The sequence below is a fragment of the Paracoccus jeotgali genome, assembly GCF_002865605.1.
Lineage (GTDB): Bacteria > Pseudomonadota > Alphaproteobacteria > Rhodobacterales > Rhodobacteraceae > Paracoccus > Paracoccus jeotgali.
The window spans coordinates 2733743-2758414 of the sequence record NZ_CP025583.1; the positions used below are offsets into that span (position 1 = coordinate 2733743).

Genomic DNA, 24672 nt, shown 5'->3' on the forward strand with positions numbered 1-24672 from the left:
TGGAACCATTTTTCAGGTCGCGGGGTTCGGGATCGACTGGTGCGGGAAAAGCACGACAAGGGGGATGGTGTGACGAAAGTTCTTATTACCGGCGGCTGCGGGTTCATCGGACGGCATGTGGCGCAGGAGTTGCAGCAGCATGGTCACGAGGTGCGCGTCTATGATGCGCTGATCGAACAGGTCCACGACGGCGCCGCCGCGCTTCCCGACGATGTCGATTTCATCCGCGGCGACATGCGCGACGCCGACAGCCTGCGCGGCGCGCTGAAGGGCTGCGAGGCGGTGCTGCATCTGGCGGCAGAGGTCGGCGTCGGCCAGTCCATGTACGAGATCGCGCGCTATGTCGGGGCCAACGATCTGGGCACCGCCGTCCTGCTCGAGGCGCTGCTGGATCACCCGGTCGAACGCATCGTGGTCGCCTCGTCGATGAGCGTTTATGGCGAGGGGCGCTATGTCACCGCCTCGGGCGAGACGGTGGATACCGCCCGCCGCGATGCCGAGGCGGTGCGGGGCGGGCGCTGGGACATTCCGGGCCCGGACGGCCAGCCCCTGCAGGCGGTGCCGACGGATGAGACGAAGCCGGTCGATCTGGCCTCGATCTATGCGCTGACCAAATACGCGCAGGAACGCCAGGTGCTGATCTTTGGCGACACCTACCCGCCCGAGGCCGTGGCGCTGCGGCTGTTCAACGTCTTCGGCGCGGGGCAGGCGCTGTCGAACCCCTATACCGGCGTGCTGGCGAATTTCGCCTCGCGTCTGGCCAACGGCGAGCGGCCGACGATCTTCGAGGATGGCGCGCAGCAGCGCGACTTCGTCCATGTCGAGGATGTGGCCCGCGCCTTCCGTCTGGCGCTGGAGACCCCCGGCATCGGCGGCGAGGTCTTCAACATCGGCTCGGGCCACGCCTACAGCATCGCCCGCGTCGCGGAATTGCTGGCGGCCGAGATGGGCCGGCCCGATCTGGAACCGGAAATCCTTGGCCGCTCGCGCGCCGGCGACATCCGTAACTGCTTTGCCGACATTTCCAAGGCAAGGGAGCAACTGGGCTTTGCGCCCGAACGCCGGCTCGAGGATTCGCTGGGCGATTTCGTCGAATGGGTGCGCGGCCAGACTGTCATCGACCGCGGCGCCGAGATGCGCCGCGAACTCGAGGCGCGGAGGCTGGTATCATGACCGCCGACGCCTTCGGTTTTGTCGAGTGGTTCCGCCCCGGCGAGCATGAGCGTGTCGAGACCGTCCTGACCCAGATGCGCGCGACCGGCGCCACCTATCTGCGCACGCATCTGTCCTGGGCCGAATATCACGCGCCGGGGGGCGAGGCCTGGTATGACTGGCTGCTGCCCCGGCTGGGTCGCGAGATCGACCTGCTGCCCTGCGTCCACTATACCCCGCCCTCGCTGTCGCGGACCGGTCGCGCCTCTGGCCCGCCCTGGGATCTGAAATCCTACGCCGATTTCCTCGACATGATCATGACCCGACATGGCGAGCATTTCACCCATATCGAACTGTGGAACGAGCCCAACAACCTGCTCGACTGGGACTGGCGGATCGACCGCGATCACCAGCTGTTCTGCGAGATGGTCGGGGGCGCCGCGCATTGGATCAACCAGCGCGGCTGGAAGGCGGTTCTGGGCGGCCCCTGCCCCTTTGACCCGGTCTGGCTGGACCTGATGGGCCAGCGCGGCCTGCTGGCCGAGATGGCCGCCGTGGGCCTGCACGGCTTTCCGGGCACCTGGGACAGCGAGGAAGGGTCGTGGCATGGCTGGCAGGCGGTGCTGGACGAGACCCGCGAGATCCTGAACCGCTATAACCCGCAGGCCGAGATCTGGCTGACCGAGACCGGCTATTCCACCTGGCGGCGCGACGAGGCCGAGCAGTTGCGGCGCTTTGTCGATGCGCTCGATGCCGGGGCGGACCGGATGTACTGGTATGGCTGGGCCGACCTGCCGGACGATATCGCGGTGCAGGAAGGGCTGTGGTTCGATCTGCGCCACTATCACATGGGCGCCGTCGATGCGCGTGGCCGGCCCAAGCTGCTGGCCCGGCTGCTGACCGCGGGCGGGGTGGACCGGGTGCGCGAGGTGACGCGCCTTGCCGCGCCGGGGCTGTCGGGTGCGGTCAAGCCCGTCGTCATCACCGGCGGCAGCGGCTTTATCGGCAGCAATCTGGCCGACAATCTGCTGGCCGAGGGGCGCGAGGTGATCGTCTATGACAACCTCTCGCGGCCCGGCGTGGAACAGAACCTGCATTGGCTGGCCGAGCGTCATGGCGCGCGGCTGCATCCGGTGCCGGCCGATCTGGCCGACATGACCTCGCTGCGGGCTGCGGTGCGCGATGCCGACAGCGTCGTGCATCTGGCGGCGCAGACGGCGGTGACGACCAGCCTGACCGACCCGCTGCAGGATTTCGAGATCAACGCCCGCGGCACGCTTAACCTGCTCGAGGCCGTGCGCGCCACCGGCCGCCGCGTGCCGGTGCTGTTTGCCAGCACCAACAAAGTTTACGGTGCGCTGGAAGACGTGGCCATGGCCGAGCATGACGACCGCCATCTGCCCGAGGACCGCGACCTGCGCGACAACGGCATCGGCGAGGGCCGCCCGCTGGATTTCTGCACGCCCTATGGCTGCTCGAAAGGCGTGGCCGACCAGTATGTGCTGGACTACGCCAAATCCTATGGCATCCCGGCGGCGGTGCTGCGGATGAGCTGCATCTATGGCCCGCGCCAGTTCGGGACCGAGGATCAGGGCTGGGTCGCGCATTTCCTGATCCGCGCGCTGGAGGGCCGCGAGATCTCGATCTATGGCGACGGCAAGCAGGTGCGCGACGTGCTGCATGTCGATGACTGCGTGGCCGCCTATCGCGGGGTGCTGGACAATATCGACGCGCTCAGCGGCATGGCCTTCAACCTCGGCGGCGGGCCGCGCAACGCGGTCAGCCTGAACGCGGTGCTGGATCAGATCGCGCGCCTGACCGGACAGCCCTGCGACGTCAGTCGCCATGACTGGCGGCAGGGCGATCAGCTGTGGTTCGTGGCCGATACCGGGCTGCTGCAAAGCCGTGTTGGCTGGCAGCCGCGCATCGGCTGGCAAGAGGGTCTGGGCCAGCTCGCCGACTGGCTGCGCCAGAACCGCAGCTTTCCCGCGAAAACGGCGGCAGAGCGGCGGGCGATGGCCTCATGACACGGGTGCTGATGACACTCGACGCCGTGGGCGGGGTCTGGCGCTATGCGCTGGACCTGGCGCGCGGGCTACGCGAGCGGGGTGACGAGGTGGTGTTTGCCGGCTTCGGCCCGCCGCCCAGCCCGGCTCAGCGGGACGAGGCCGAGGCGGTCGGCGTCCTCGACTGGGGCCGCGCGCCGCTGGAATGGATGGTCGCGGACGCCGCGGGATTGGCCGATGTGCCGCGCGAGATCGCCGCGATGGCCCGGCGCCACCGGGCGGAATTGCTGCATCTGAACCTGCCCGGACAGGCGGCGGGGCTGGATCTGGACCTGCCCATCGTCGCCGTCTCTCATTCCTGCGTGGCGACGTGGTTTGGCGCGGTCCGGGGCAGCGCGTTGCCGCCGGACTGGGCGTGGCAGGCGCGGCTGGCGCGGGCGGGTTTCGACGCCGCCGATGCGGTCGTCGCGCCCTCGCGCGCCCATGCTGATGCCCTGACCGCGTGCTATGGACCCATCGACCGGCTGCAGGTGGTGCATAACGCCAGCAACGCCCCCGCCATCCGCCTGCCGCAGCGCCCCATCGTGGCCGCCGCCGGGCGCTGGTGGGATGAGGGCAAGGACGCAGCAACACCGGACCTTGCCGCAGCCGAAATCCGCTGGCCGGTCCACATGGCCGGCCCGACCCGCGGCGACAATGGTGCGCAGGTGACGCTGCACCACGCCACGGCGCTGGGGTCGCTGCCCCATGCGGACACGCTGGCGCTGGTGCAGGGCGCGGGCATCTTCGTCTCGCCCTCGATCTATGAACCCTTTGGCCTCGCCGTGGCCGAGGCGGCGCGCGCCGCCGTGCCGCTGGTGCTGAGCGACATCCCCACCTATCGCGAGCTTTGGGGCGGGGCGGCGCTGTTCTTTGCCCCCCGCGACGCCGCAGCGCTGGCGGCGGCGGTCAGCCGGCTGATCGACGATCCCGCCCTGCGCGCCCGCATGGGGCAGGCGGCGCAGGACCGGGCCGCACGCTATTCGCTGGCCGCGCAGGTTCACGCCCTGGCCGCAATTCACGACCGGCTGCGTGCGGAACACGCCGCCGGGGCAGAGGTTCACTGACATGCGCTTTGTCCTCTACACTCATTCCCTCATCTCGGACTGGAACCACGGCAACGCGCATTTCCTGCGCGGCGTGATGCGCGAATTGCAGCATCTGGGACATCAGGCGCAGGCGCTCGAGCCCGAGCAGTCGTGGTCGCGCGACAACCTGATCGCCGAACAGGGCGAAGGCGCCATCGAGGCCTTTCACCGCGCCTTTCCGACGCTGCAGACCCGCCGCTATGACGCCGATACCCGGCATCAGGAGCTGCTGGACGGTGCCGATGTGGTGGTGGTGCATGAATGGACCGACCCGGCGCTGATCGCCGAACTGGGCGCGCTGCGCCGGGATGGCGCGCGCTTCACGCTGCTGTTTCACGACACCCATCACCGCGCCGTCAGCGCCGAGGGCGAGATCGGCGCGCTGGATCTATCGAATTACGACGGCATCCTCGCCTTTGGTGAAACCCTGCGCGAACGCTATCTGCGCGCGGGCTGGGGGCGGCAGGTGTTCACTTGGCACGAGGCGGCGGATGTGGCGCTGTTCCACCCGCTCGAGCAAGAGCCGCAGGCCGATCTGGTCTGGATCGGCAATTGGGGCGACGGCGAACGCAGCGCCGAACTGGCCGAGTTCCTGATCCAGCCGGTGGCGGCGCTGGGGCTGTCGGCCAATATCCGCGGCGTGCGCTATCCCGAAGAGGCGCTGGCCCGGCTGCATCAGGCCGGCATCGCCTATGGCGGCTGGATCGCCAATTCCGATGTGCCGCGCGAATTCGCCCGCCACCGCGTCACCGTCCACGTGCCGCGCGCGCCCTATGTTCAGGCGCTGCCCGGCATCCCCACCATCCGCATGTTCGAGGCGCTCGCCTGCGGCATTCCGCTGGTCAGCGCGCCCTGGGATGATTGCGAGGGGCTGTTCCGCCCCGGCACCGACCATCTGCGCGCCGGCAACGGGACAGAGATGCGCGAACATCTGTCCTCGCTGATCCACGAACCGGCCAAGCGCCGCGAGATCGCCGCCGCCGGGCTGGAGACGATCCAGTCCCGCCACACCTGCCGCCACCGCGCCCAAGAGCTGCTGTCGATCCTAGCCCAGCTCGGCATCCCCGCGCAGACGGAGAATATCGCATGACCAAGATCGCCTTTTATGGCTCCAGCCTGCTATCCGCCTATTGGAACGGCGCGGCGACCTATTATCGCGGCATCCTGCGGGCGCTGGCGGCGCGCGGTTATGACATCACCTTCTACGAACCCGACGTCCACGACCGGCAGCAGAACCGCGACATCGACCCGCCCGACTGGGCCCGCGTCGTGGTCTATGACGGCACCGTCCCCGCCCTGCGCGACGCGGCCGCCAAGGCCGCCACCGCCGATATCGTGGTCAAGGCCAGCGGCGTCGGCTTTCAGGACGACCTACTGCTGACCGAGGTGGTGGCGGCCGCCCGCCCCGATGCCCTGCGCATCTTCTGGGACGTGGACGCCCCCGCGACGCTGGCCGAACTGCACGCATCCCCGGATCATCCGCTGCGCGCGGCGCTGCCGGACCTCGATCTGGTGCTGACCTATGGCGGCGGGCAGCCGGTCATCGGCGCCTATCGGGCGCTCGGCGCGCGCGACTGCGTGCCGGTCTATAACGCGCTCGACCCCGACACCCACCACCCGGTGCCGCCCGAGCCGCGCTTTGCCTGCGACATGGCATTTCTGGGCAACCGCCTGCCCGACCGCGAGGCGCGGGTCGCGGCGTGGTTCTTTGCCCCCGCCGCCGCCTGCCCCGAGGCGCGCTTTCTGCTGGGCGGGTCGGGCTGGCAGGGGCACGGGATGCCGGACAATGTCCGCGCGCTTGGCCATGTGCCGACGCGCGATCACAACGCGCTGAACGCCAGCGCCCGGATGGTGCTGAACATCGCCCGCGACAGCATGGCCGAAACCGGCTTTTCCCCCGCCACCCGCGTCTTCGAGGCCGCCGGCGCCGGCGCCTGCATCGTCACCGACGCCTGGAAAGGGGTCGAGATGTTCCTGGAACCCGGCGAGGAGATCCTCGTCGCCCGCGACGGGCAGGACGTGGCCGATTTCGTGGCCCAGATCCTGCCGCCGGAGGCAGAGCGGATCGGCCGCAACGCGCTGGCGCGGGTGCTGAACGAACACACCTATACCCACCGCGCCGCGCTGGCGGACGATCTGTTCCGCGCCCGGCTGGCGGCGGCGAGGGAAACCGCATGACGGCGCCGCTGGACATCGTGATTCTGGGCCTCTCGCTCAGCTCGTCCTGGGGCAATGGCCACGCCACCACCTATCGCGCCCTGCTGCGCGGGCTGGCCGAGGAAGGCCACAAGGTGCTGTTTCTGGAACGCGACGTCCCGTGGTACGCCCCCCACCGCGACCTGCCTGACCCGGATTTCTGCGAGTTGCAGCTTTACGACGACCCGGCCGCCATGCTGGACCGTTACCGCGACCGGCTGACTCGCGCCGATGTGGTGATCGTCGGGTCCTATGTGCCGGACGGGGTGCAGATCATCGACGCGCTGCACGCGCTGAACCCGCGGCTTTTGTGCTTTTACGACATCGACACGCCGGTGACGCTGGACCGGCTGGATCAGGGCGACGAGGAATATCTGGCCGCGCGTCAGGTCGGTCTTTTCGATATCTATTTCTCATTCTCGGGCGGCGCGGTGCTGCAGCATCTGGAACAGCAGCGCGGCGCGCGCCGGGCCGAGGCGTTGTATTGCGCCGTCGATGCGGATCGCTATGGCCCGATGGACCTGCCCCAGAAATGGGATCTCGGCTATCTCGGCACCTACAGCCCCGACCGCCAGCCGACGCTGGAATCGTTGCTGCTGGAACCGGCGCGCCTGCTGCCCGACCGCCGCTTTGTCGTCGCCGGGCCGCAATATCCAGACGACATCGACTGGCCCGCAAATGTCGAACGGATCGAGCATCTGCCCCCGGCGCAGCATGTGGCCTTCTACAACGCGCAGGCGTTCACCCTGAACGTCACCCGCGCCGCCATGCGCCGCATGGGCTGGTCCCCCAGCGTGCGCCTGTTCGAGGCCGGCGCCTGCGCCACCCCCATCATCAGCGACGACTGGCGCGGGCTGAATGAGCTGTTTCCCGACGGCGAGGCCATTGTCATCGCGCAGGACACGCAGGACGTGGTCGCGGTGCTGACCGGGCTGACCGATCCCGCCCGCCGGGCGTTGGGAGAGAATGCGCGCCGTCGCGTGCTGGCCGGGCATACCGGCCGGGCGCGGGCGCGTGAACTGGCGCGCGTGCTGCACGGCGCGCGCGCAGACAGAATGGAGCGGACGTAACCCAAACAGGAGAGCGGCGATGAACATCAGACCCGAAACACCCGCGAAGAACACCATCCTCGTCGCCGGCGGCGCCGGTTTCGTCGGCTCGCATCTGTGCGAGGCGCTGCTGGAACAGGGGCACCGCGTCCTGTGCCTCGACAGCTTCGCCACCGGGCGAGAGGACAACATCCTGCCGCTGTGCAGCTATGACGATTTCCGCATGGTGCGCGGCGATGTGCGCGCAAGGCTCGACCTGCGCGAAACGGTGGACCGGGTCTATAACCTCGCCAGCCCCGCCTCGCCGCCGCAGTATCAGGCGGACCCCATCCACACCATGCTGACCAATGTGCAGGGCACCGCGCATCTGCTGGATCTGGCCCGCGATCACGGCGCGCGTTTCCTGCAGGCCTCGACCAGCGAGGTTTATGGCGACCCCGAGGTGCACCCGCAGCCCGAAACCTATCCCGGCCGCGTCAACTGCACCGGCCCCCGCGCCTGCTATGACGAGGGCAAGCGCGCCGCCGAGGCGCTGTGTTTCGACCATGCCCGCGCCGGGCTGGACGTGCGCGTGGCGCGGATCTTCAACACCTACGGCCCGCGGATGCGTCCCGATGACGGGCGCGTGGTGTCGAATTTCCTCGTCCAAGCGCTGCGCGGGCAGGACATCACCATCTACGGCAAGGGCCAGCAGACCCGGTCCTTCTGCTATGTCTCGGATCTGGTGGCCGGCCTGATCGCGCTGATGGAGGTGCCGACGGCGCCGAAGACCGCCATCAACCTCGGCAACCCGGAAGAGTTCACCATTCTCGAATTGGCGCAGCAGGTGCAGGCGCTGGTGCCCGGCGACGTGGATCTGGTGTTCCGCCCGCTGCCCACCGATGATCCCCAGCGGCGCTGCCCCGACATCTCGCGCGCGCGCGAATTGCTGGGCTGGGCCCCCAAGGTGTCGCTGGATCAGGGGCTGCCGCAGACCGCCGCCTGGTTCGCGGCAGCCGTCGGCGCCAAGCGCAGCCCCCAGGGCGCCGATGCGCCGCTGTCGCAGGTGCCGGGCTGATGGACGGGCGCGACGACCTCTCTCGCCAGATCGAGGCGCTGGGCCCGTGGTTCCACAACCTGCGCATCAACGGCATCCAGACCGCGCCCGACCATTTTCTGGGCGACTACCCCAGCTTCAAATGGCAGGGCTTCCGCCATGTGCTGCCCGAGGATCTAAGCGGCCAAAGCGTGCTGGATATTGGCTGCAATGCCGGCTTCTATGCGCTCGAAATGGCCCGGCGCGGCGCGGCCGAGGTGGTGGCGGTGGATTCCGACCCCCATTACCTGCGGCAGGCGCGCTTTGCCGCCGAACAGGCCGGCGCCGAGATCACCTTTCATCAGATGTCGGTCTATGATGTCGGCCGTCTCGGGCGGCGCTTCGATCTGGTGATCTTCATGGGCGTCCTCTACCACCTGCGCCACCCGCTGCTGGCGCTGGACCTGCTGCACGAGCATGTCGTTGGCGACCAGATGCTGTTCCAATGCATGCAGCGCGGCGCGCAGGATGTCGCGACGCTGGAGGAGGATTACGACTTCAACGACGACACGCCCTTCCGTAAGGAGGCCGCCCCGCGCCTGCATTTCATCGAGCACCGCTTTGCCGGCGACCCGACCAACTGGTTCGTCCCCAACCGCGCCGCGACCGAGGCCATGCTGCGCAGTTCCGGCTTTGCCATCGAGGCCCATCCCGAACCCGAGGTCTATCTCTGCCGCCGCACCGACCGCCCCGCCGCGACCGACCCCCCGCCGCCCATCGCCTAGACCAGAACCCAGGAGAACCCGATGACCACATCCCAGACCACCACCGACCACGACACCATCCGCAAATGGGCCGAGGCCCGCAACGGCCACCCCGCCCGCGTCAAGGACACCGGCGACAAGGGCGGGCTGCTGCGCATCGACTTCAACGAGCCCGAGGAACGGCTGGAAGAAATCTCGTGGGACGAGTTCTTCCGCATCTTCGAGGAGAACAAGCTGGCCTTCCTGTATCAGGACAAGCTGGAAGACGGCTCGACCAGCCGCTTCAACAAGCTGGTCGCGCGGGACGGTTGAGGCGCCAGGCCACTAGATCGCGCCGAGGCGGCGGTCGGCGGTGATGCTAGCGCCGGAGGGTCTGGCACGCTCGGCGCTGGTGCCGCTGGTGCGAGTCTTAGCGTGGTTCACGGCGCCGCCAATTCTCGCCTCGCCAAGCGTGCCTGCGCATCGCTGAATAATCGAAACGCCCTCGACCCATCTCACCGGCAACCCCCCAACTCTTTCCCAGCATCGCAGGACAGGTTTGCCGCCGAACCTGACCGCGCCGCACGATGCGTCTTTCAGCTCGTTATCTTCGTCCCTATCGCAAGATGACGCAGCGCCAGAGTCGGCCACGGACCGTCATCCGGCACAGGCTCGACCCCCCTGACCTCTCGCGCCCACACCATTAGCGCGAGATGAGAAAACCTCATCCGACTGTGAATTATAATTTCTGGCTGACTGCGGCAAATTGCCGCTAGCTGACCTACACAAGGTCTGTCATTCCCGCCCTGGGAGGAGCATCCAGCCTCGTCGGGACCAGATCTTCCAGCAGTGTTATAGGGGGGAAGTCAATGAATATTCTACATGTAATGGCAGTCGCCGGCAGCAGCATGCTGTTCTCGGTCGCAGCCGAGGCGCAGAGCATCGTCTGGGACATGCCCAACGAATACCCGGCCACGTCGCTGCAGGGAGAGACGGACACGTTCTTCTCGACCCGGCTGAGCGAGTTGAGCGGTGGCGACATCGCCATCACCCACCATTTCGGCGGGGCGCTGGGTTTTCGGTCGCGCGACCAGCTTGACGCGGTGGGCGATGGCGCGGTGCCGCTGGCCAACACCTTCATACCGCCGCTGGGCGGGCTGGACCCGCTGTTCCTGCTGATGTCGCTGCCGTTCCTGACCTCTGACCCGGACGACGCCAAGCGTCTGTTCGACGTCGCCGCACCGCATTACGACGATCTGCTGGCGACCTATAACCAGCGGCTGCTGTATTCCTCGCCCTGGGCGTCCAGCGGGTTGTGGAGCCGTGAGAAGATCGACAGCATCGAGGCGCTGCAGGGTCTGAAGATGCGCAGCTATGACGCCAACTCGACCAAGGTGTTCCGCAACAACGGCGCCTCGCCGGTGCAGCTGAGCTGGGCTGACATCGTGCCGCAACTGAGCGCCGGTGGAATCGACGGGGTGCTGACCTCGATCGAGGCGGGGCTGAGCGCCAGCTTCAACGAATACACCCCCAATTTCAATGCGCTGAACTATGACAGCACGATCAACATGGTGACCATCAACCTCGACGTCTGGAACGGCATGACCGACGAGCAGCGGGCGCTGGTCCAGCAGGCGGCCGACGAGACCGAGGCCCATGCCTGGTCCAATATCGATGCCGAGGTGGCCAAGGCCTATGCGCAGGGGCAGGAGGCCGGGATGACCATCATCACCACTCCGGACCCGGCGTTCCGCGCCGCGCTGGCCGAAGGCGCCCAGCCGGTCATCGATGCCTGGGTCGAAGCCGCAGGCGATGTCGGGGCGCAGATCCTGAAAGAGTATCAGGAAACCACCAAAGTCGCCGGTACGAACTGATGGCGACGACTGACATGCTTCAGGATCAGCAGGACGGTGGGACGGTGATCCCCACCGTCCCGCCGACCGCCATGCCGCGTCGGCTGACCCCGATCGGATGGTTCCGGGCCTTTGCCGGCGGTCTTTCGACCGTCGGGGGCATCCTTGCGGCGCTGATCATGGCCTTCATGACGCTGCATATCCTGTACGAGATCACGCTGCTCAGCTTCTTCAACAGCTCGACCTATGTGCTGGACGAATTCGTCGGCTATGGCGTCGCCGCCATGACCTTTCTTGCGCTGGGTGACGCGGTGTCCAAGCGCGCGCTGATCCAGGTCACCTTCCTGATCGACTGGGTCCGCGCGCCTGTCCTCAAGCTGATGCTGCGTCTGGCCTGCATCGGCCTGACCGGCGGGCTGGTCATCTTCCTGTCGCTGCAGTTCTGGAAAACGATCTCGCGCAACTTCGCGCGCGGCGCGACCAGCGAGACCATGGCGCAGGTGCCGTTGTGGATCCCCGAGAGCCTGCTGCTGGCCGGTCTGGTGATCTTTGGCATTCAGCTTTTGGCCGATGCGCTGGGGCTGTTCGAGAAACCCGAAAATCCGTTCTGACCGGACCCCACCTGAAAGCGAGGCAGACATGGAAGTTCTACCCAGCATCGGTATTTTTCTGGCGCTGATCGCCCTGTTCCTGTCCATGGGGGTCTGGGTCTTTGCCGGCCTGTTCATGGTCGCCATCGGCGCGATGTACTTCGTCGTCGACATGCCCCTGACCCAGATCGGCACGATTGCCCGGTCGATCACATGGCGCAGCGCCAGCGCGTGGGAGCTTTCGGCGATCCCGCTGTTCATCTGGATGGGCGAGATCATCTTTCGCACCGACATGTCGGACCGGCTGTTTCGCGGGCTGTCTCCTCTGGTTCAGTGGTTGCCGGGGCGGTTGCTGCACACCAACGTCATGGGCTGCACCCTGTTCGCCGCGGTCAGCGGATCGACCTCGGCCACCACGGCGACGGTCGGGCGCATCACCACCGGCGCCCTGGCCGAGCGCAGATACGACAACGCGCTGTCGATCGGGTCGCTGGCCGGTGCCGGCAGCCTTCGCCTGCTGATCCCGCCCTCGATCGTCATGATCATCTATGGCGTCATGGCCGAGGTCTCGATTTCAAAGCTGTTCATCGCCGGCATCCTGCCGGGGCTGATGATTTCCTTCCTCTATTCCTCTTACATCATGATCCGGTGCAAGCTGAACCCGGCGCTGGCACCCGATACCGGCACCAAGGTGCAGATGGGCGACATTCTGCGCGGGATTTGGGATCTGGCGCCGGTCGTCGTCCTGATCGTGATCGTGCTCGGCAGCATCTATAGCGGCATCGCGACCCCGTCCGAAGCCGCCGCCGTCGGCGTGCTGGCCACCGTCCTGCTGGTGCTGGCGATGCGCAAGCTGACGGTCGAGGTGATGATCGACGCGGCGATGAGCGCCGTGCGCACCTCGGCAATGGTCTGCACGATTCTGGTCGCCGCGGCCGTGCTGTCGACCGCCATCGGCTATGCCCATATCCCGCAGGAGCTGGTCGCGATCATCCAGAAGATGGCTTTGCATCCCTATGCGCTGCTGCTGCTGCTCGCGGTCTTCTACATGCTGCTGGGCTGCTTCCTGGACGGCATCTCGATCATCGTGATGACGCTGCCCATCACCCTGCCGCTGATCGTTCAGGCCGGCTTCGATCCGATCTGGTATGGTGTGTTTCTGGTGCTGATGGTCGAACTTGCAACGATGACACCGCCCGTCGGCTTCAACCTGTTCATCATTCAGGCGCTGACCCGTCAGCCCATCGGCAAGGTGGCCCGCGCGGCCTTCCCCTTCTTTCTGCTGATGGTTCTGGGCGTCGTCCTGATCAGCCTGTTCCCCGGCATCGCGCTGTGGCTGACGGCCTTTGTCTGACGGAGGATCGGAATGACACAGCAAACCCGCCCGCAATTCAGGCTCGATCACGTCATGATCCGCGTCCGGGATCTCGACCGCGCGCTTGGCTTCTATCGGGACATTCTGGGCATGAAGGTGGTCCGGCAGGTCGAATATGAGGGCGGCCGGTTCACCAACAGCTTTCTGGCCTTCGATGGCCAGCAGGACCAGACTGCGCTGGAGCTGACGTGGAACTGGGACCGGGACATGCCCTACGAATCGGGCGACGCCTGGGGGCATCTGGCGCTGGTGGTGCCCAACCTGGTCGGGGCGATGGACTACCTCGCGGCCTGCGATGTCCGGATCAAGACACCGCCGCGCCAGATGGCCCATGGCAGCCGGATGATCGGCTTTGTTCTGGACGCGGACGACCACCTTGTCGAACTGGTCGAACCGCTGACCGGCGCCTGAGCCGAACGCCTCGACGACCTCTCGCCGCTTTTTCCTGACCCGCACTGCTGCGCGCATCATCTGCGCGCAGCAGAAGCGTTTTGCGCCTGCCGTCCCCTTCCCGACGCATGAGAAAATCTCATCCATCCATGAGAACCCATCGGTTCCTCAGCGCCGGTCTGGAAGGCTAGCCTGACTAGAGAATTCAGAAGCATCCATGCACCTGCCAAGGATAGTAGACATGAACAAACCCCTGCGTGAATCCCCGATCTCGATCCGCGACTTCGACAGCAGCACGCTCGAGGCGGACAAGGTCATCGCCCTGCCGGCCGAAGTCTTCTCGACCGATGAGTTTTTCGAGTTCGAGATGAATGCGGTGTGGGGACATGAATGGTTCTGCGTCGGCCGTGCCAACGACATCCCGAAGCCCGGCGATTTCTATACCATTCAGGTCGGCAAGGACCCGATGATCGTGATCCGCAACCGCGACGGCGATGTCAGCGTCATGGCCAATGTCTGCCAGCACCGGGGCATGATCGTCGCGGAAAAGAAGGGCAATGTCCGCCGCCTGCGCTGCCCGCTGCACGCCTGGACCTATGATCTGAACGGTCAGCTGATCGCCGCGCCCGGCCTCAGCGACGATCCCAATTCGACCGTCGATCTGTCCGATATCTGCCTGCCCAAGATCCGCACCGAGATCTGGGAAGGCTTCATCATGATCACCATGGATGAAAGCCTGCCGCCGGTCAGCGAACGTCTGGGCAAGCTGTCGCGCCAACTCGCCAACTACAAGATGGCCGAGCTGCGGGCGCCCGATCCGATGGAGCTGGAAGAGTTCAACTGGAACTGGAAGATCTTCAACGACGAATGCTATCACTGCATGTATCTTCACTCCAGCTCGTGGGGCGACATGTACGAGCTGAACCGGGGCACCACCCTGGACGAGGCCGTCGAGTTCAACGACACCGAGCGCGGCATCACCTCCTACAACCTGTGCAGCCCGCACAAGGACGCGGCGCCGACCTATACGAAATCGGTCCTGCAACCCGCGATCGACAGCCTGACCGATCAGGAACGGACCCAGCTCAGCTATGTGACCGTGGCGCCGAACCTGCTGATCGTGGCGATGCCCGACAAGGTCAAGTATTTCATGTGGCTGCCGGTCGCGGCGCAGAAATCGCTGTATGGCGTCGGCTGGATGTATCCGGAAAGCACGCTCGCCCGCGAGGATTTCCGCGAGAATTACGATCGCGAGGTCAAGGATCTGGCGCCGGTGATGGAAGAGGATCTGTATGCCTGGAGCAGCTGCCAGACCGGCTATAACTCGAACTTCGCCAATCGCGGCCCGCTGGCGCCGGAAGAAGAGGTGATCAAGCGGCTGCAGACCTGGCTGGTCAACAAGTACCGCGCCGAGGACGCGCGCGCCCGCAGCGCCGTTGCGGCAGAGTGATGGAACAGCATCAGGAAATCCTGGTGCGGGTCTGTGCTCGCGACGCGTTGGCCGACGGCATCGTCGGCCTGACGCTGGCCCCGGTCGATGGCGGGCAGCTGCCCGAATGGACGCCGGGCGCGCATCTGGATCTGAAGCTGCCGCTGAAGGCCGATGACGGTGCCGAGGTGATCCGGCAGTATTCCCTGTGCGGCGATCCGCGCGACCGCAGTTGCTATCGGATCGGCGTGCTGCGCGAGGCTGCCGGGCGGGGCGGATCGGCCTATGTCCATGACCGGCTGGCACCGGGCGAGGTCATCCGCATCAATGCGCCGCGCAACCATTTCCCCTTCGAGCCGACGGCGCGGACGCTGTTCATCGCCGGCGGCATCGGGATTACCCCGATCCTGCCGATGGTCCGGCAGGCGGCGGCCGAGGGGCATGACTGGCAGTTGATTGTCGCCACCCGCGACCGCTCGCGTCTGGCTTTTGAGGCTGATTTCGCCGCGCTCGATCCGGCGCGGGTGACGTTCCACTTCCACGCCGAAAAGGGGTTGCTCGATCTGGACGCGGTGCTGGGTCCGCTGGGGGCGGAAACGACCGTCTATTCCTGCGGCCCGACCGGGCTGCTGGACGCGCTGACCCAGCGCAGCGAAGGCGCGCCGTGGCAGCTGCGGATCGAACGCTTTGCCGCGTCGGAACCCGTGGACACCGCGGGCAAGGGCTTCGACGTGATCTGCGCGTCCAGCGGCGAGCGGCTGCGTGTGGGCGAGGGGCAGACGATCCTCGAGGTGGTGCGGCCCGCCGGCTACAAGATCGAAAGCTCGTGCAAGGACGGGATCTGCGGCACCTGCGAAACCCGCGTGTTGCGCGGGATGCCCGATCATCGCGACAGCGTCCTGACCGCCGAGGAGCGTGCCGCGAACGATTACATGATGATCTGCGTCTCACGAGCGCAGGGCAGCGAACTCGAACTCGACATCTGAAAGAAAATGACATGACCAGGAAACGCGTTGTTGTCACTGGCGGCTCTGGCCGCGTGGGTCGCCACGTCATCAAGGCGATGGCCGCAGATCATGATGTGATCAATGCCGACCTTGCCCCGCCTCGGGACGGCCACGATCACGGCGCCCGGTTCATCCAGACCGATGTGATGGATCTGGATTCGGTCCGCGCCGCGCTGAAGGGGGCCGATGCGGTGGTGCATCTGGCGGGCCTCGACTACGACTGGGGCTGCGAGCCGGAACGCTATATCGACGTCAACGCCCGAGGCAGCTGGCACGTGTTGCAGGCAGCCGAAGAGCAGGGGCTTGGCAAGGTCGTGCTGTGTTCCTCGATCTCGATCTGCGGGCTGCAGGAGATGCGGCCCGACTGGGCGCCGCAATCGCTGCCCATCGACGAACGCCATGAAAACCGCCCCGTCTACCCCTATGGCGTCAGCAAGCAAGTGGCCGAGGTGATGGGCGAGAGCTTTGCGCGCAAGGGCAAGCTCGAGGTGATCTGCCTCCGCCCGCTGGCCGTGATCCTGCCCGAGACGCTGGGTCAGTATCTCGACTTTGTCGATGCGCCCGACCGGCACTGGCTGTTCTATTACATCACCGCCGAGGATCTGGCCCGCGCCTTCAAGGCCGCGGTCGAGGTCAGCGGCATCTCGTTCGACAGCTTCTACATCGGCGCAGACGACACCTCGCACAGCGAAGCGACGCTGGACTGGTACCGGCGGATCGTCGGGCCGCTGCCCGCCGATGTCGATGCGGAACGCTACCGCACCAATCCGCGTGCCGCGGTCTTCGGAAATGACCGGGCCAAGGCGCGGCTTGGCTGGGCACCGACCTCGAATTTCGACGCCATGCGCGCGGCCCATGAATCCGCACGGGTTCTGGAAGCGGCGCAGTAACAGACACTGAAAACGAAGGGACAGATCATGGATTACGTACGCAAGGGCAAGGTCGACTGGACTGGCGACAATCCCCCGCTTTACCTCAAGACCGATCCTGACGGCGATTGGAGCACGCTCGCGGTCTTTTTCCGCATCAACGGCTCGGATTACGGGCGCGGCAACATGACCCTGGTGATTCAGGACCCCTATGCAGACGAACCCGGCGACGCGGTCCGGCTGTGCGTGACGGACAACAAGCCGCTGGCGCGCTATCTGCTGGATGACTTCATCCGCAAATTCGCCCTGTTCCGCCCCGCCGGCAAGGCCATCGACGCGCTGGCAATCATCGACGGCGCCACCTTCTCGACCGAGGCCGATTATCCCGAACATGTGACCGAGATCGCCCAGTTCGACGGCCGCAGCGTGGCCCTGCGCTGGAGCGAGTTGGGCGAGATGTTTGCCGTCGCACAGCCGCCGCAGGACAGCCAGACCGGCGAGCACGAGATGTTCAGCGTCTTCCAGCCGGCCGGATCGGCCTCGGTCACGGTCGACGGGAAACGCCTGCCCGGCCAGACCGTCGAGCGCGATTTCTTCGACCGCCGGACCCAGTCTGCCGCACTTGCGCACAGCGAAAGCTGGATCCGGGCCTGAGCCCATCCGAAAAGGAGCCATGACGTGACCAACAGCCCCGCCGACACCATCGCCTTTGACCGGATCAACGCGGTTCGGCCGCAACTGTCGGGCATCGTCCGGCTTCGCGACCTGCCGAACGCCGAGGGCCGTTCTCTGCTGCATGCGGGACCGCCCTTTGCCTCCGTGGCCGAGATGCCGGCGCCGGTGCTGAATTCGCTGGCGATGGTCGCGTTGCGCGAAGGCTGGGCGGACGACGCGGCGGCCGCGATGCAGATGATCCGGTCGGGGGCGGTCCACATCGCCCCGGCGCAGGATCATGGCGTGCTGGTGCCGCTGGCCGGGGCGGTGGGGCCGTCGACGGCGCTTCTGGTGGTCTCGGACGCGAATGACCCGGTGCAGCGGCGGTTCAGCCCCATCAACGAGGGCATGGTTCTTTGCACCCGGCTGGGGATCGTTCACCCCGACCTGCCGGACCACCTGCGCTGGCTGGACGGTCCGGTGGCGGGCTGGATCGAGAGTGCGCTGGAACAGCCGATCGACCTGCACCCGGTGCTGCGGGACGCGCTGGCGCAGGGGGACGACTGCCACTCTCGCACCGTGGCGGGATCAGGGGCGCTGGTCTCGATGCTGGCCGAGCGGGATGGCAAGGGCGATCCCGACGGGCAGATCCGCGCCTTTCTGGACGCGTCGCCCGCCTTTGCGCTGAATGTCTGGATGGCGATGTGCGGGCTGATGGCCGCCGCCGCCGAAGGGTGCGAGGGCAGCGCGCTGGTGACCCGCGCCGGCGGCAATGGCCGCAGTTTCGGCTATCAAATCGCGGCCCGGCCCGGACACTGGACCATCGTCCCTGCCCCGGCCATCAACGGTCGCGTCGAACCCGCGCATCAGGGACGTCATGCCCTTGCGGCCCTGGGGGACAGCGCCTTGGTCGATTTCATGGGGCTTGGCGGTCAGGCGCTTGATAGCGCGCCGCAAGTGGCACAGGCGATGAAGGGGCTGCTGCCCGCCGACGCGGCCGAGCGACCGACAGCCATCCTTCAGGGCCGGATCGACGGGTTCGGGCGTCCCGGTGTCACCAATGCCGCGCGCGCCGCGGCGGCGGGTGTGGGGCCGATGGTCCTGCTGGGAATGATCGACGCTGCGGGCGAGGCCGGGCGGATCGGTGGCGGCTGCGCTGCGGTAGACGGATCGGTGATGGCCGAAAGCCTGGTCGCGGCATGAGCGGCGGCACCCCGACCGGCCTGACCGAGGCGCTGGCCCAGCTGCGCGACGGCAGGACCGACGCGCATGCCTACCTCGACACCTGCTATGACAGGATCGACGCGCGCGAGCCGCAGGTCGGCGCGTGGCAGTCGCTGCGCCCGCGCGAGGCGTGCCACCGCTGGCTGGACCACCATGCCGACTGGCTGGCCGGCACGCCACTGCGCGGGCTGCCCGTGGCGATCAAGGACATCATCGATACTGCCGACATGCCCACGACCATGGGCTCGGCGCTGCATGCCGACCGGCAGCCGGCGGATGACGCCGCCTGCGTGGCCGCGCTGCGCTCGGCCGGGGCGCTGATCCTGGGCAAGACCGTGACCACCGAATTCGCCTATTTCTCGCCCGGCAAGACCGCCAATCCCCGCGATCTGCGCTGCACGCCCGGCGGGTCGTCCAGCGGCTCTGCGGCCGCCGTGGCGGATGGCATGGTGCCGGTGGCTCTGGGGTCGCAGACCGCGGCCTCGGTCATCCGTCCGGCGGCTTATTGCGGGACCATGGGTTATGTCGCGACGCGGGGCCTGATGTCGCTGCGCGGCGTGCAGCCGCTGGCCCAGTCGCATGACTCTCTGGGCATCATGGGCCGCAATTTCGCGGATATCCGGCTGATCGCAGAGCTTCTGGCCGGCCCTCTGCCCACCCCTTCATTGCCGCTGCAGGGCTTGCACATCCTGCGCGTGCCGGGCGCGGCGATGGGTGACGTGTCGCCCGAGATGGAGGCGGCGATCGACAAACTGGCCGCGCAGCTGCGCGAGGCCGGTGCGACCGTCACCGATCTGGCGGATGACGGTCGCATCGCGCGTCTGGTCGCCCTGCATGGCGCGGTCATGGCCTTTGACGCCGCCCGGAACATGGCCGGCGAAGGCGCCCGGCCAGACGCGCTTAGCCCGCAATTCGCGGAGCTGCTGGAAACCGGCCGCGGGATTCCGCTTGCCGATCACGCCGCTGCCCAAGCGGAAATCCGGCAGCTTGGTGACTGGCTAGGGGCCGCGCGCGCAGGCAGCGCCGCGATTCTGGCCCCGGCCGCGCCCGGTAGCGCGCCCGAGGGCCACGCCGCGACGGGCGCCCCGCATATGAGCCGCGCCTGGCAGGCGCTTGGCCTGCCGGTGGTTACTTGGCCCGCCGATGTGGATGCGCAGGGGCGGCCATTGGGGGCGCAGCTGATCGGGCATCGCTGGCGCGACGCCGAGCTGCTCGAGCTGGGGCGAAAGACAGCTTTACTGACTCCGTCCCCAACATTACGCTGACGATAACGGGAATTTCCGTCCGGTGCTGATCAATGTGACCTACATCCCTCATTTGAACGCGCTGCGCACCTTCTCGGTCGCGGCCCGGCACCTGAATTTTACAACCGCGGCGACCGAACTGAACGTCTCGCCCTCGGCCGTCAGCCACCAGATCCGGCAGCTCGAGAGTTACCTGTCGACCAGCCTGTTCGACCGAACCGCGCGGCAACTGACCCTGACCGCCGAGGGCGAATTCCTGTTCCGCCGCCTCGACGATCCGTTCCAGAAGATCGGGCTGGCCATCGAACAGATGCGGACCCCGCTGAGCACCAAGAGCATCAGCCTGTTGTGCCGCCCGTTCTTTTCCAGCCTGTGGCTCGCCCCGCGCCTGCGCAGCCTGTGGACGACGCTGCCCGGCATCGACCTGAACCTGATCCACAAGACCAGTTTCACCCTCGCCGATGCCGAGACCGCGGACATCGCCATCCTCTGGGGCAAGGGAAACTGGCCGGAAATGACTTGCGAGCGGCTGGTCAAGGGCACGCTGACCCCGATCATGGGCCGCCAACTGGCGAAGATCGCGGGCGTCCCCGAAAAACCGTCCGATCTGGCGCGCTATACCCTGCTGCACGAGGAAAACCGGACCCATTGGGCGACATGGCTGGAACGCGCCGGGGTTCCCAACCTGAAAACCAGCGGTTCCGCGCTGGTGGACGACACCAATGTCCGGCTTCAGCAGGTGCTGAACGGGCAGGGCATCATGCTGAGCGACCCGGCCCTGCTGTCCGAGCTGCTGGCCTGTGGCGAGTTGATCCGCCCGTTCGATCTGACGCTGGGGGAGTATTCCTATTATCTCGCCTGGCCCTCCCGGCGACCGCCGGAGACGCGCGTCCGTCGCGTCATCGACTGGCTGCTCGCCGAGAGCCGGACCAATGCCAGCAACTGACGCACATGCCCTGCCACATTCGCAGACGGATGAAACAGAGAAGACGCAACCAACCGGCGGGCTTCAGCCCCGGGACAAGGAGACACAGGAATGAGCTTCAAGAACGTGCTGGTTGCCTATACCGGCCACGAATCCAGCATGGCCGCCCTGCGACATGCCATCAAGATCGCGGTCCACAATGACGGCTGGCTGACCGGGGTTCTGGGGCATGGGCAGCCGCCGCTCGAGCGGCACATGGCCGCCCATCTGCCCCACGACATTCTGGTCTCGCTGCGAGAGTTCGACCGCCAGCGGATCGACGAGGCCCGCCGCGTGTTCGAGACGACGGTCGAGAAGCACAACTGGTCGGACAAGTCCGCCTTCGTCGATCTGGATGTCGAGCATGGCGCACCTCTGGCGGATTTCGGGCGCACATTCGACCTGATCGTGATGGGCATGCACCGCACCGCCTCGGCCGAGCCGCATATGGCCGCCAGCCCCGACCTGATGGCCCTGCATAGCGGGCGGCCGGTGCTGGTCGTGCCCAGCAATTTCGACGCCCCGGGCCTGGCCGAGAACATGCTGCTGGCTTGGGACGGCAAGCGCGCCGCGGCCCGAGCGGTGGGCGACGCCATGTCGCTGCTGCGCGAGCGGGGGCGCGTCACGGTCCTGACCATCGGCAGCCAACCCGCGCCGGGGACCAGCCAATTGATCCAGAACCTGTGCCATCACGGCGTGGATGCCCGGCACGTCCACCAGCCCCGGAAAGGCCCGATCGCCCGCAGCATCCTGGAGGCCGCCGACACCGCCGGCGCCAAGGCGATCATCATGGGGGCGTTCGAGCACAGCAAGTTCTCGCAGGACCTGTGGGGCGGGGTCACGAGCGATGTGATGCGCGACGCGCATCTCCCGGTGTTCATGTCGCATTGACGGGGTGGGGCTGAGGCGGATGGGCGGCCCATTCCGAAAGTCGTGTAGCTCTCGGCGGTGTTATCCGCCGCAGCGCGCTTAATGGGTTCTGGCACAGGTAAAGAGGCGACGCGCTCCGACGCTAGGGATGATAGTTTGCGCGGCACGTTGATCACGGCAGCGCCTTGGCCACGCAGGCCGTCGAAGCGGCAATACCGCACGCCGCCGGCCATCGCTGCGTTGGCTGCCCCGATGAATGCGCTCCAGCATCAGCACCGCCAAGACCCGCGGCGACCCTCCGCTTCCTCGCAACCGGGAACCATCCCGCACCTCCCCGCGTTCATCACGTTCAATCACATTTTCAGCAGCACGAGAGGGCCCGACATGGCAGATCGTGATCGACCTCAGGGGTCGAAACCAGACCCCATGGCGCGGCACCCCGACGCGCACAGATGGGGAGAGCTGGACCGGCGGGCGTTTCTTGGCGCGACAGCGGGCGGCTCGGTTCTGGCGCTGACCGCTGCGCGCGTTTCGGCGCAGGAAGTCGAGGCCGTGCCGCTGGAGAATGTCGAGCGGCAGTTCTTTCAGCCCCATGAATGGGCGCTGATGCTCGCGCTGTGCGACACGCTCATTCCGGCTGAGGGCGAGGGGCCGGGCGCGCTGGAGGCACGGGTGCCGGTCTTCATCGACCGTCAGCTTGCCAGCTTCTGGGGGCAGGCCGACTGGTGGTATATGGAGGGGCCGCATTATCCCGACGCGAACCCGCTGCAAGGCTTCCAGTCCCCCCTGACCATGGCCCAGATCTTCCGCGGCGGGATCGAGCATTTCGATGACTGGTGCCGGGACAATCACGGCGGCGCACTTGTCGATCTGGACGCAAACGCGCGCCATGCCGCAGTGACGGAGTTGATGGACCACAAGACCGGCCTGCCGCCCGAGCTTCGCGACTTCCCGGATTTTCTGCTGACCAGCCTGCGGCAAGGCTATCTGTCCGACCCCCGGCACGGCGGCAACCATCAGATGCTGGCGTGGAAGCATGTGGGCTATCCCGGCGCGCGGGGCAATTTCCTGGAATGGACCGATCCGGCGCGGGACGACATGCCCTATCCGCTGGGCCCGGTGTCGATCGAGGGGGACCGGGGGTAATGGCACGAGAGATGCAAAGGAAGGACGTCGTCATCATCGGGCTGGGCTGGACCGGCTCGATCCTGGCGATGGAGCTGGCGCAAGAGGGGCTGGATATCGTCGCGCTCGAGCGGGGGCCGATGCGGCGCACCAATCCCGACTTCCGCTATCCGATCAATACCGACGAACTGACCCACGCGCATTATTTCACCCTGATGCAGCGGCCGCGCGAATCCACGCTGACCATGCGCCACACGCCCGACCAGCTGGCGCTGCCATATCGTCGCCTCGGCTCGTTCCTGCCGGGTCACGGGGTCGGGGGCGCGGGCGTCCACTGGAACGGCCAGAACTGGCGGCCCGAGGCGGCCGAGTTCCGCCTGCACAGCTATGTCACCGAGACCTTCGGCGCCGACATCATCCCCGAGGACATGCAGATCCAGGACTGGGGCGTCACCTATGACGAGCTTGAGCCCCATTTCGACCGGTGGGAGCGGCTGATCGGCTGCACCGGCATCGCCGGAAACCTGAATGGCTAGATCCGCCCCGGCGGCAACCCGTTTGAGGCGCCGCGCAGCGCCGAATATCCGCTGCCGCCCTTGCCGCAGGCCAGCGCGTCGCGGCGCTTTCACGAGGCGGCGGAAGGCTTGGGGCTGCACCCCTTTCCGCGTCCCGGCGGCAACGCGTCGCGGGCCTATACCAACGAATACGGGATGCAGCTTGGCCCCTGCACCTATTGCGGTTTCTGCGAGTGGTACGGGTGCTACAACTACTCCAAGGCCTCGCCGCAGACCTGCGTCCTCGACGCGCTCTATCGCCAGCCTAATGTCGAGATCCGCACCGATTCCAACGTGATGAAGGTCGAGTTGTCACAGGACGGCAAGCACGCGACCGGCGTCACCTATCTGGACGAGAACCTCGAAGAGGTGTTCCAGCCGGCCGATCTGGTGCTGATCTGCGCCTATTCCATCCACAACGTGCACCTGTTGCTGCATTCCGGCATCGGCACGCCCTACGACCCGGCCACGGGCGAAGGCGTGGTCGGACGCAACTATTCCTATCAGATGATGGGCGGGACCAGCTGCTTCTTTGACGATGCCGAGTTCAAGCCCTTTGCCGGCGCCGGCATCGAGGGCACCTGCGTGATGGATTTCGGCATCGAGCAGATCGATTTCGGCCGCGAGGGCTTTATCGGCGGCAGCTATCTCAGCGTCGGCCTGACCAACGGCCAGCCGATCCGCTCGATGCCGCTGCCAGAGGGGACGCCGCGTTGGGGGGCGGAATGGAAGCAGGCGATCGGGCAGTGGTACGGAAAATCGCTCAGCATCGGCAGTCACGGTTCGAACATGAGCTATCGCGACTGCTATCTGGATCTGGACCCGACCTATCGCGACCCCTTCGGGCGGCCGCTGCTGCGCATGACCTTCGACTGGAAGCCGAACGACATCCGCATGACCCAATTCATGAAGCGCCAGACCGAGGCGCTGGCCGAGGCCATGCAGCCGACCAGCTGGAATTCGAGCTACAAGGACGAAAACAGCCATTACGACATCCGGCCTTACCAGACGACGCATAATGTCGGGGGTGCGATCATGGGCACCGATCCCGCGACCAGTGCGGTCAATCGCTATCTGCAAAGCTGGGACGTGCCGAATGTGTGGGTGTCGGGGGCGTCGGCCTTTCCGCAGAACATCCAGTTCAACCCGACCGGGGCGGTCGGGGCCCTGACCTACTGGATGGCCGATGCGTTGCGGGATTACATCCGCGATCCGCGTCCCATGGGTGAAGGATGA

Annotated in this window: 24 protein-coding genes; all 24 read left to right on the plus strand. The window is 66.6% G+C overall.

All coding sequences use genetic code 11. The features are described 5' to 3' along the window. Positions 1-69 precede the first annotated feature (69 nt). The 24 genes from CYR75_RS13150 to CYR75_RS13260 all read left to right on the plus strand — a co-directional run bounded on the left by CYR75_RS13150 (position 70) and on the right by CYR75_RS13260 (position 24672). Positions 70-1173: an NAD-dependent epimerase/dehydratase family protein gene (locus tag CYR75_RS13150; RefSeq protein ID WP_101500452.1), complete on the plus strand. Its 1104-nt coding sequence runs from the start codon at positions 70-72 to the stop codon at positions 1171-1173. After that, positions 1170-3179, plus strand: coding sequence for an SDR family NAD(P)-dependent oxidoreductase (locus tag CYR75_RS13155; protein ID WP_101500453.1), 2010 nt, complete (start codon positions 1170-1172; stop codon positions 3177-3179). The genes CYR75_RS13150 and CYR75_RS13155 overlap by 4 nt, the downstream gene beginning before the upstream one ends. Positions 3180-3190: 11 nt before the next feature. After that, complete coding sequence (locus CYR75_RS13160) at positions 3191-4264, plus strand: glycosyltransferase family 4 protein (protein WP_225972729.1); 1074 nt, start codon at positions 3191-3193, stop codon at positions 4262-4264. Between the two features lies 1 nt (position 4265). Beyond that, positions 4266-5375 carry a CgeB family protein gene (locus CYR75_RS13165; RefSeq protein ID WP_101500455.1) on the plus strand — a complete coding sequence of 370 codons (1110 nt, stop codon included), beginning with the start codon at positions 4266-4268 and terminating at the stop codon, positions 5373-5375. Next, complete coding sequence (locus tag CYR75_RS13170) at positions 5372-6463, plus strand: CgeB family protein (protein ID WP_101500456.1); 1092 nt, start codon at positions 5372-5374, stop codon at positions 6461-6463. The genes CYR75_RS13165 and CYR75_RS13170 overlap by 4 nt, the downstream gene beginning before the upstream one ends. Continuing rightward, the gene (locus CYR75_RS13175; protein WP_101500457.1) at positions 6460-7551 is read left to right on the plus strand and encodes a CgeB family protein; all 1092 of its coding nucleotides are present in this window, start codon (positions 6460-6462) and stop codon (positions 7549-7551) included. The genes CYR75_RS13170 and CYR75_RS13175 overlap by 4 nt, the downstream gene beginning before the upstream one ends. Before the next feature lie 19 nt (positions 7552-7570). Next, on the plus strand, positions 7571-8587 hold the full coding sequence (locus CYR75_RS13180; protein WP_101500458.1) for a UDP-glucuronic acid decarboxylase family protein: 1017 nt from the start codon (positions 7571-7573) through the stop codon (positions 8585-8587). Then, positions 8587-9330, plus strand: coding sequence for a TIGR04290 family methyltransferase (locus CYR75_RS13185; protein WP_101500459.1), 744 nt, complete (start codon positions 8587-8589; stop codon positions 9328-9330). Before CYR75_RS13180 ends, CYR75_RS13185 begins: the two co-directional genes overlap by 1 nt. 21 nt (positions 9331-9351) lie before the next feature. Next, positions 9352-9621, plus strand: a complete 270-nt coding sequence (locus CYR75_RS13190; RefSeq protein ID WP_101500460.1) for a hypothetical protein — start codon at positions 9352-9354, stop codon at positions 9619-9621. A 536-nt stretch (positions 9622-10157) separates the two neighbouring features. Next, positions 10158-11162: a TRAP transporter substrate-binding protein gene (locus CYR75_RS13195; RefSeq protein ID WP_101500461.1), complete on the plus strand. Its 1005-nt coding sequence runs from the start codon at positions 10158-10160 to the stop codon at positions 11160-11162. Beyond that, on the plus strand, positions 11162-11752 hold the full coding sequence (locus CYR75_RS13200; protein WP_225972730.1) for a TRAP transporter small permease: 591 nt from the start codon (positions 11162-11164) through the stop codon (positions 11750-11752). Before CYR75_RS13195 ends, CYR75_RS13200 begins: the two co-directional genes overlap by 1 nt. A gap of 28 nt (positions 11753-11780) precedes the next feature. Further along, positions 11781-13085, plus strand: coding sequence for a TRAP transporter large permease (locus tag CYR75_RS13205; RefSeq protein WP_101500462.1), 1305 nt, complete (start codon positions 11781-11783; stop codon positions 13083-13085). A gap of 12 nt (positions 13086-13097) precedes the next feature. Then, positions 13098-13517 carry a VOC family protein gene (locus tag CYR75_RS13210; RefSeq protein ID WP_101500463.1) on the plus strand — a complete coding sequence of 140 codons (420 nt, stop codon included), beginning with the start codon at positions 13098-13100 and terminating at the stop codon, positions 13515-13517. Between the two features lie 220 nt (positions 13518-13737). Next, a complete protein-coding gene (locus CYR75_RS13215) occupies positions 13738-14946 on the plus strand; it encodes an aromatic ring-hydroxylating oxygenase subunit alpha (RefSeq protein WP_101500464.1) in 1209 nt (402 codons plus the stop codon). Beyond that, positions 14946-15911 (plus strand): PDR/VanB family oxidoreductase, encoded by a 966-nt coding sequence (locus CYR75_RS13220; protein WP_101500465.1) that lies wholly within the window; start codon positions 14946-14948, stop codon positions 15909-15911. The genes CYR75_RS13215 and CYR75_RS13220 overlap by 1 nt, the downstream gene beginning before the upstream one ends. Before the next feature lie 11 nt (positions 15912-15922). Next, complete coding sequence (locus CYR75_RS13225) at positions 15923-16822, plus strand: NAD-dependent epimerase/dehydratase family protein (protein ID WP_101500466.1); 900 nt, start codon at positions 15923-15925, stop codon at positions 16820-16822. A 27-nt stretch (positions 16823-16849) separates the two neighbouring features. Beyond that, positions 16850-17455: an NAD-dependent dehydratase gene (locus CYR75_RS13230; RefSeq protein WP_101500467.1), complete on the plus strand. Its 606-nt coding sequence runs from the start codon at positions 16850-16852 to the stop codon at positions 17453-17455. Positions 17456-17479: 24 nt separating this feature from the next. Further along, positions 17480-18658 carry an oxamate carbamoyltransferase subunit AllG family protein gene (locus tag CYR75_RS13235; RefSeq protein WP_101500468.1) on the plus strand — a complete coding sequence of 393 codons (1179 nt, stop codon included), beginning with the start codon at positions 17480-17482 and terminating at the stop codon, positions 18656-18658. Then, positions 18655-19944 (plus strand): amidase, encoded by a 1290-nt coding sequence (locus tag CYR75_RS13240; protein WP_101500469.1) that lies wholly within the window; start codon positions 18655-18657, stop codon positions 19942-19944. The genes CYR75_RS13235 and CYR75_RS13240 overlap by 4 nt, the downstream gene beginning before the upstream one ends. 34 nt (positions 19945-19978) lie before the next feature. Then, the gene (locus tag CYR75_RS13245) at positions 19979-20869 is read left to right on the plus strand and encodes a LysR substrate-binding domain-containing protein (protein ID WP_158644657.1); all 891 of its coding nucleotides are present in this window, start codon (positions 19979-19981) and stop codon (positions 20867-20869) included. 90 nt (positions 20870-20959) lie between these two features. After that, a complete protein-coding gene (locus CYR75_RS13250; RefSeq protein WP_101500471.1) occupies positions 20960-21778 on the plus strand; it encodes a universal stress protein in 819 nt (272 codons plus the stop codon). A 363-nt stretch (positions 21779-22141) separates the two neighbouring features. Next, positions 22142-22903: a gluconate 2-dehydrogenase subunit 3 family protein gene (locus CYR75_RS13255; RefSeq protein WP_225972731.1), complete on the plus strand. Its 762-nt coding sequence runs from the start codon at positions 22142-22144 to the stop codon at positions 22901-22903. 11 nt (positions 22904-22914) lie between these two features. Beyond that, the gene (locus CYR75_RS16465) at positions 22915-23418 is read left to right on the plus strand and encodes a GMC family oxidoreductase (protein ID WP_225972732.1); all 504 of its coding nucleotides are present in this window, start codon (positions 22915-22917) and stop codon (positions 23416-23418) included. Between the two features lie 60 nt (positions 23419-23478). Beyond that, positions 23479-24672: a GMC family oxidoreductase gene (locus CYR75_RS13260; RefSeq protein WP_225972733.1), complete on the plus strand. Its 1194-nt coding sequence runs from the start codon at positions 23479-23481 to the stop codon at positions 24670-24672.

Coding starts and splice junctions, on each gene's coding strand:
- CYR75_RS13155 (WP_101500453.1), top strand. CDS start 1,170: ATGACCGCCGACGCCTTCGGTTTTGTCGAGTGGTTCCGCCCCGGCGAG.
- CYR75_RS13160 (WP_225972729.1), top strand. CDS start 3,191: ATGACACTCGACGCCGTGGGCGGGGTCTGGCGCTATGCGCTGGACCTG.
- CYR75_RS13165 (WP_101500455.1), top strand. CDS start 4,266: ATGCGCTTTGTCCTCTACACTCATTCCCTCATCTCGGACTGGAACCAC.
- CYR75_RS13170 (WP_101500456.1), top strand. CDS start 5,372: ATGACCAAGATCGCCTTTTATGGCTCCAGCCTGCTATCCGCCTATTGG.
- CYR75_RS13175 (WP_101500457.1), top strand. CDS start 6,460: ATGACGGCGCCGCTGGACATCGTGATTCTGGGCCTCTCGCTCAGCTCG.
- CYR75_RS13180 (WP_101500458.1), top strand. CDS start 7,571: ATGAACATCAGACCCGAAACACCCGCGAAGAACACCATCCTCGTCGCC.
- CYR75_RS13185 (WP_101500459.1), top strand. CDS start 8,587: ATGGACGGGCGCGACGACCTCTCTCGCCAGATCGAGGCGCTGGGCCCG.
- CYR75_RS13190 (WP_101500460.1), top strand. CDS start 9,352: ATGACCACATCCCAGACCACCACCGACCACGACACCATCCGCAAATGG.
- CYR75_RS13195 (WP_101500461.1), top strand. CDS start 10,158: ATGAATATTCTACATGTAATGGCAGTCGCCGGCAGCAGCATGCTGTTC.
- CYR75_RS13200 (WP_225972730.1), top strand. CDS start 11,162: ATGGCGACGACTGACATGCTTCAGGATCAGCAGGACGGTGGGACGGTG.
- CYR75_RS13205 (WP_101500462.1), top strand. CDS start 11,781: ATGGAAGTTCTACCCAGCATCGGTATTTTTCTGGCGCTGATCGCCCTG.
- CYR75_RS13210 (WP_101500463.1), top strand. CDS start 13,098: ATGACACAGCAAACCCGCCCGCAATTCAGGCTCGATCACGTCATGATC.
- CYR75_RS13215 (WP_101500464.1), top strand. CDS start 13,738: ATGAACAAACCCCTGCGTGAATCCCCGATCTCGATCCGCGACTTCGAC.
- CYR75_RS13220 (WP_101500465.1), top strand. CDS start 14,946: ATGGAACAGCATCAGGAAATCCTGGTGCGGGTCTGTGCTCGCGACGCG.
- CYR75_RS13225 (WP_101500466.1), top strand. CDS start 15,923: ATGACCAGGAAACGCGTTGTTGTCACTGGCGGCTCTGGCCGCGTGGGT.
- CYR75_RS13230 (WP_101500467.1), top strand. CDS start 16,850: ATGGATTACGTACGCAAGGGCAAGGTCGACTGGACTGGCGACAATCCC.
- CYR75_RS13240 (WP_101500469.1), top strand. CDS start 18,655: ATGAGCGGCGGCACCCCGACCGGCCTGACCGAGGCGCTGGCCCAGCTG.
- CYR75_RS13250 (WP_101500471.1), top strand. CDS start 20,960: ATGAGCTTCAAGAACGTGCTGGTTGCCTATACCGGCCACGAATCCAGC.
- CYR75_RS13255 (WP_225972731.1), top strand. CDS start 22,142: ATGGCAGATCGTGATCGACCTCAGGGGTCGAAACCAGACCCCATGGCG.
- CYR75_RS16465 (WP_225972732.1), top strand. CDS start 22,915: ATGCAAAGGAAGGACGTCGTCATCATCGGGCTGGGCTGGACCGGCTCG.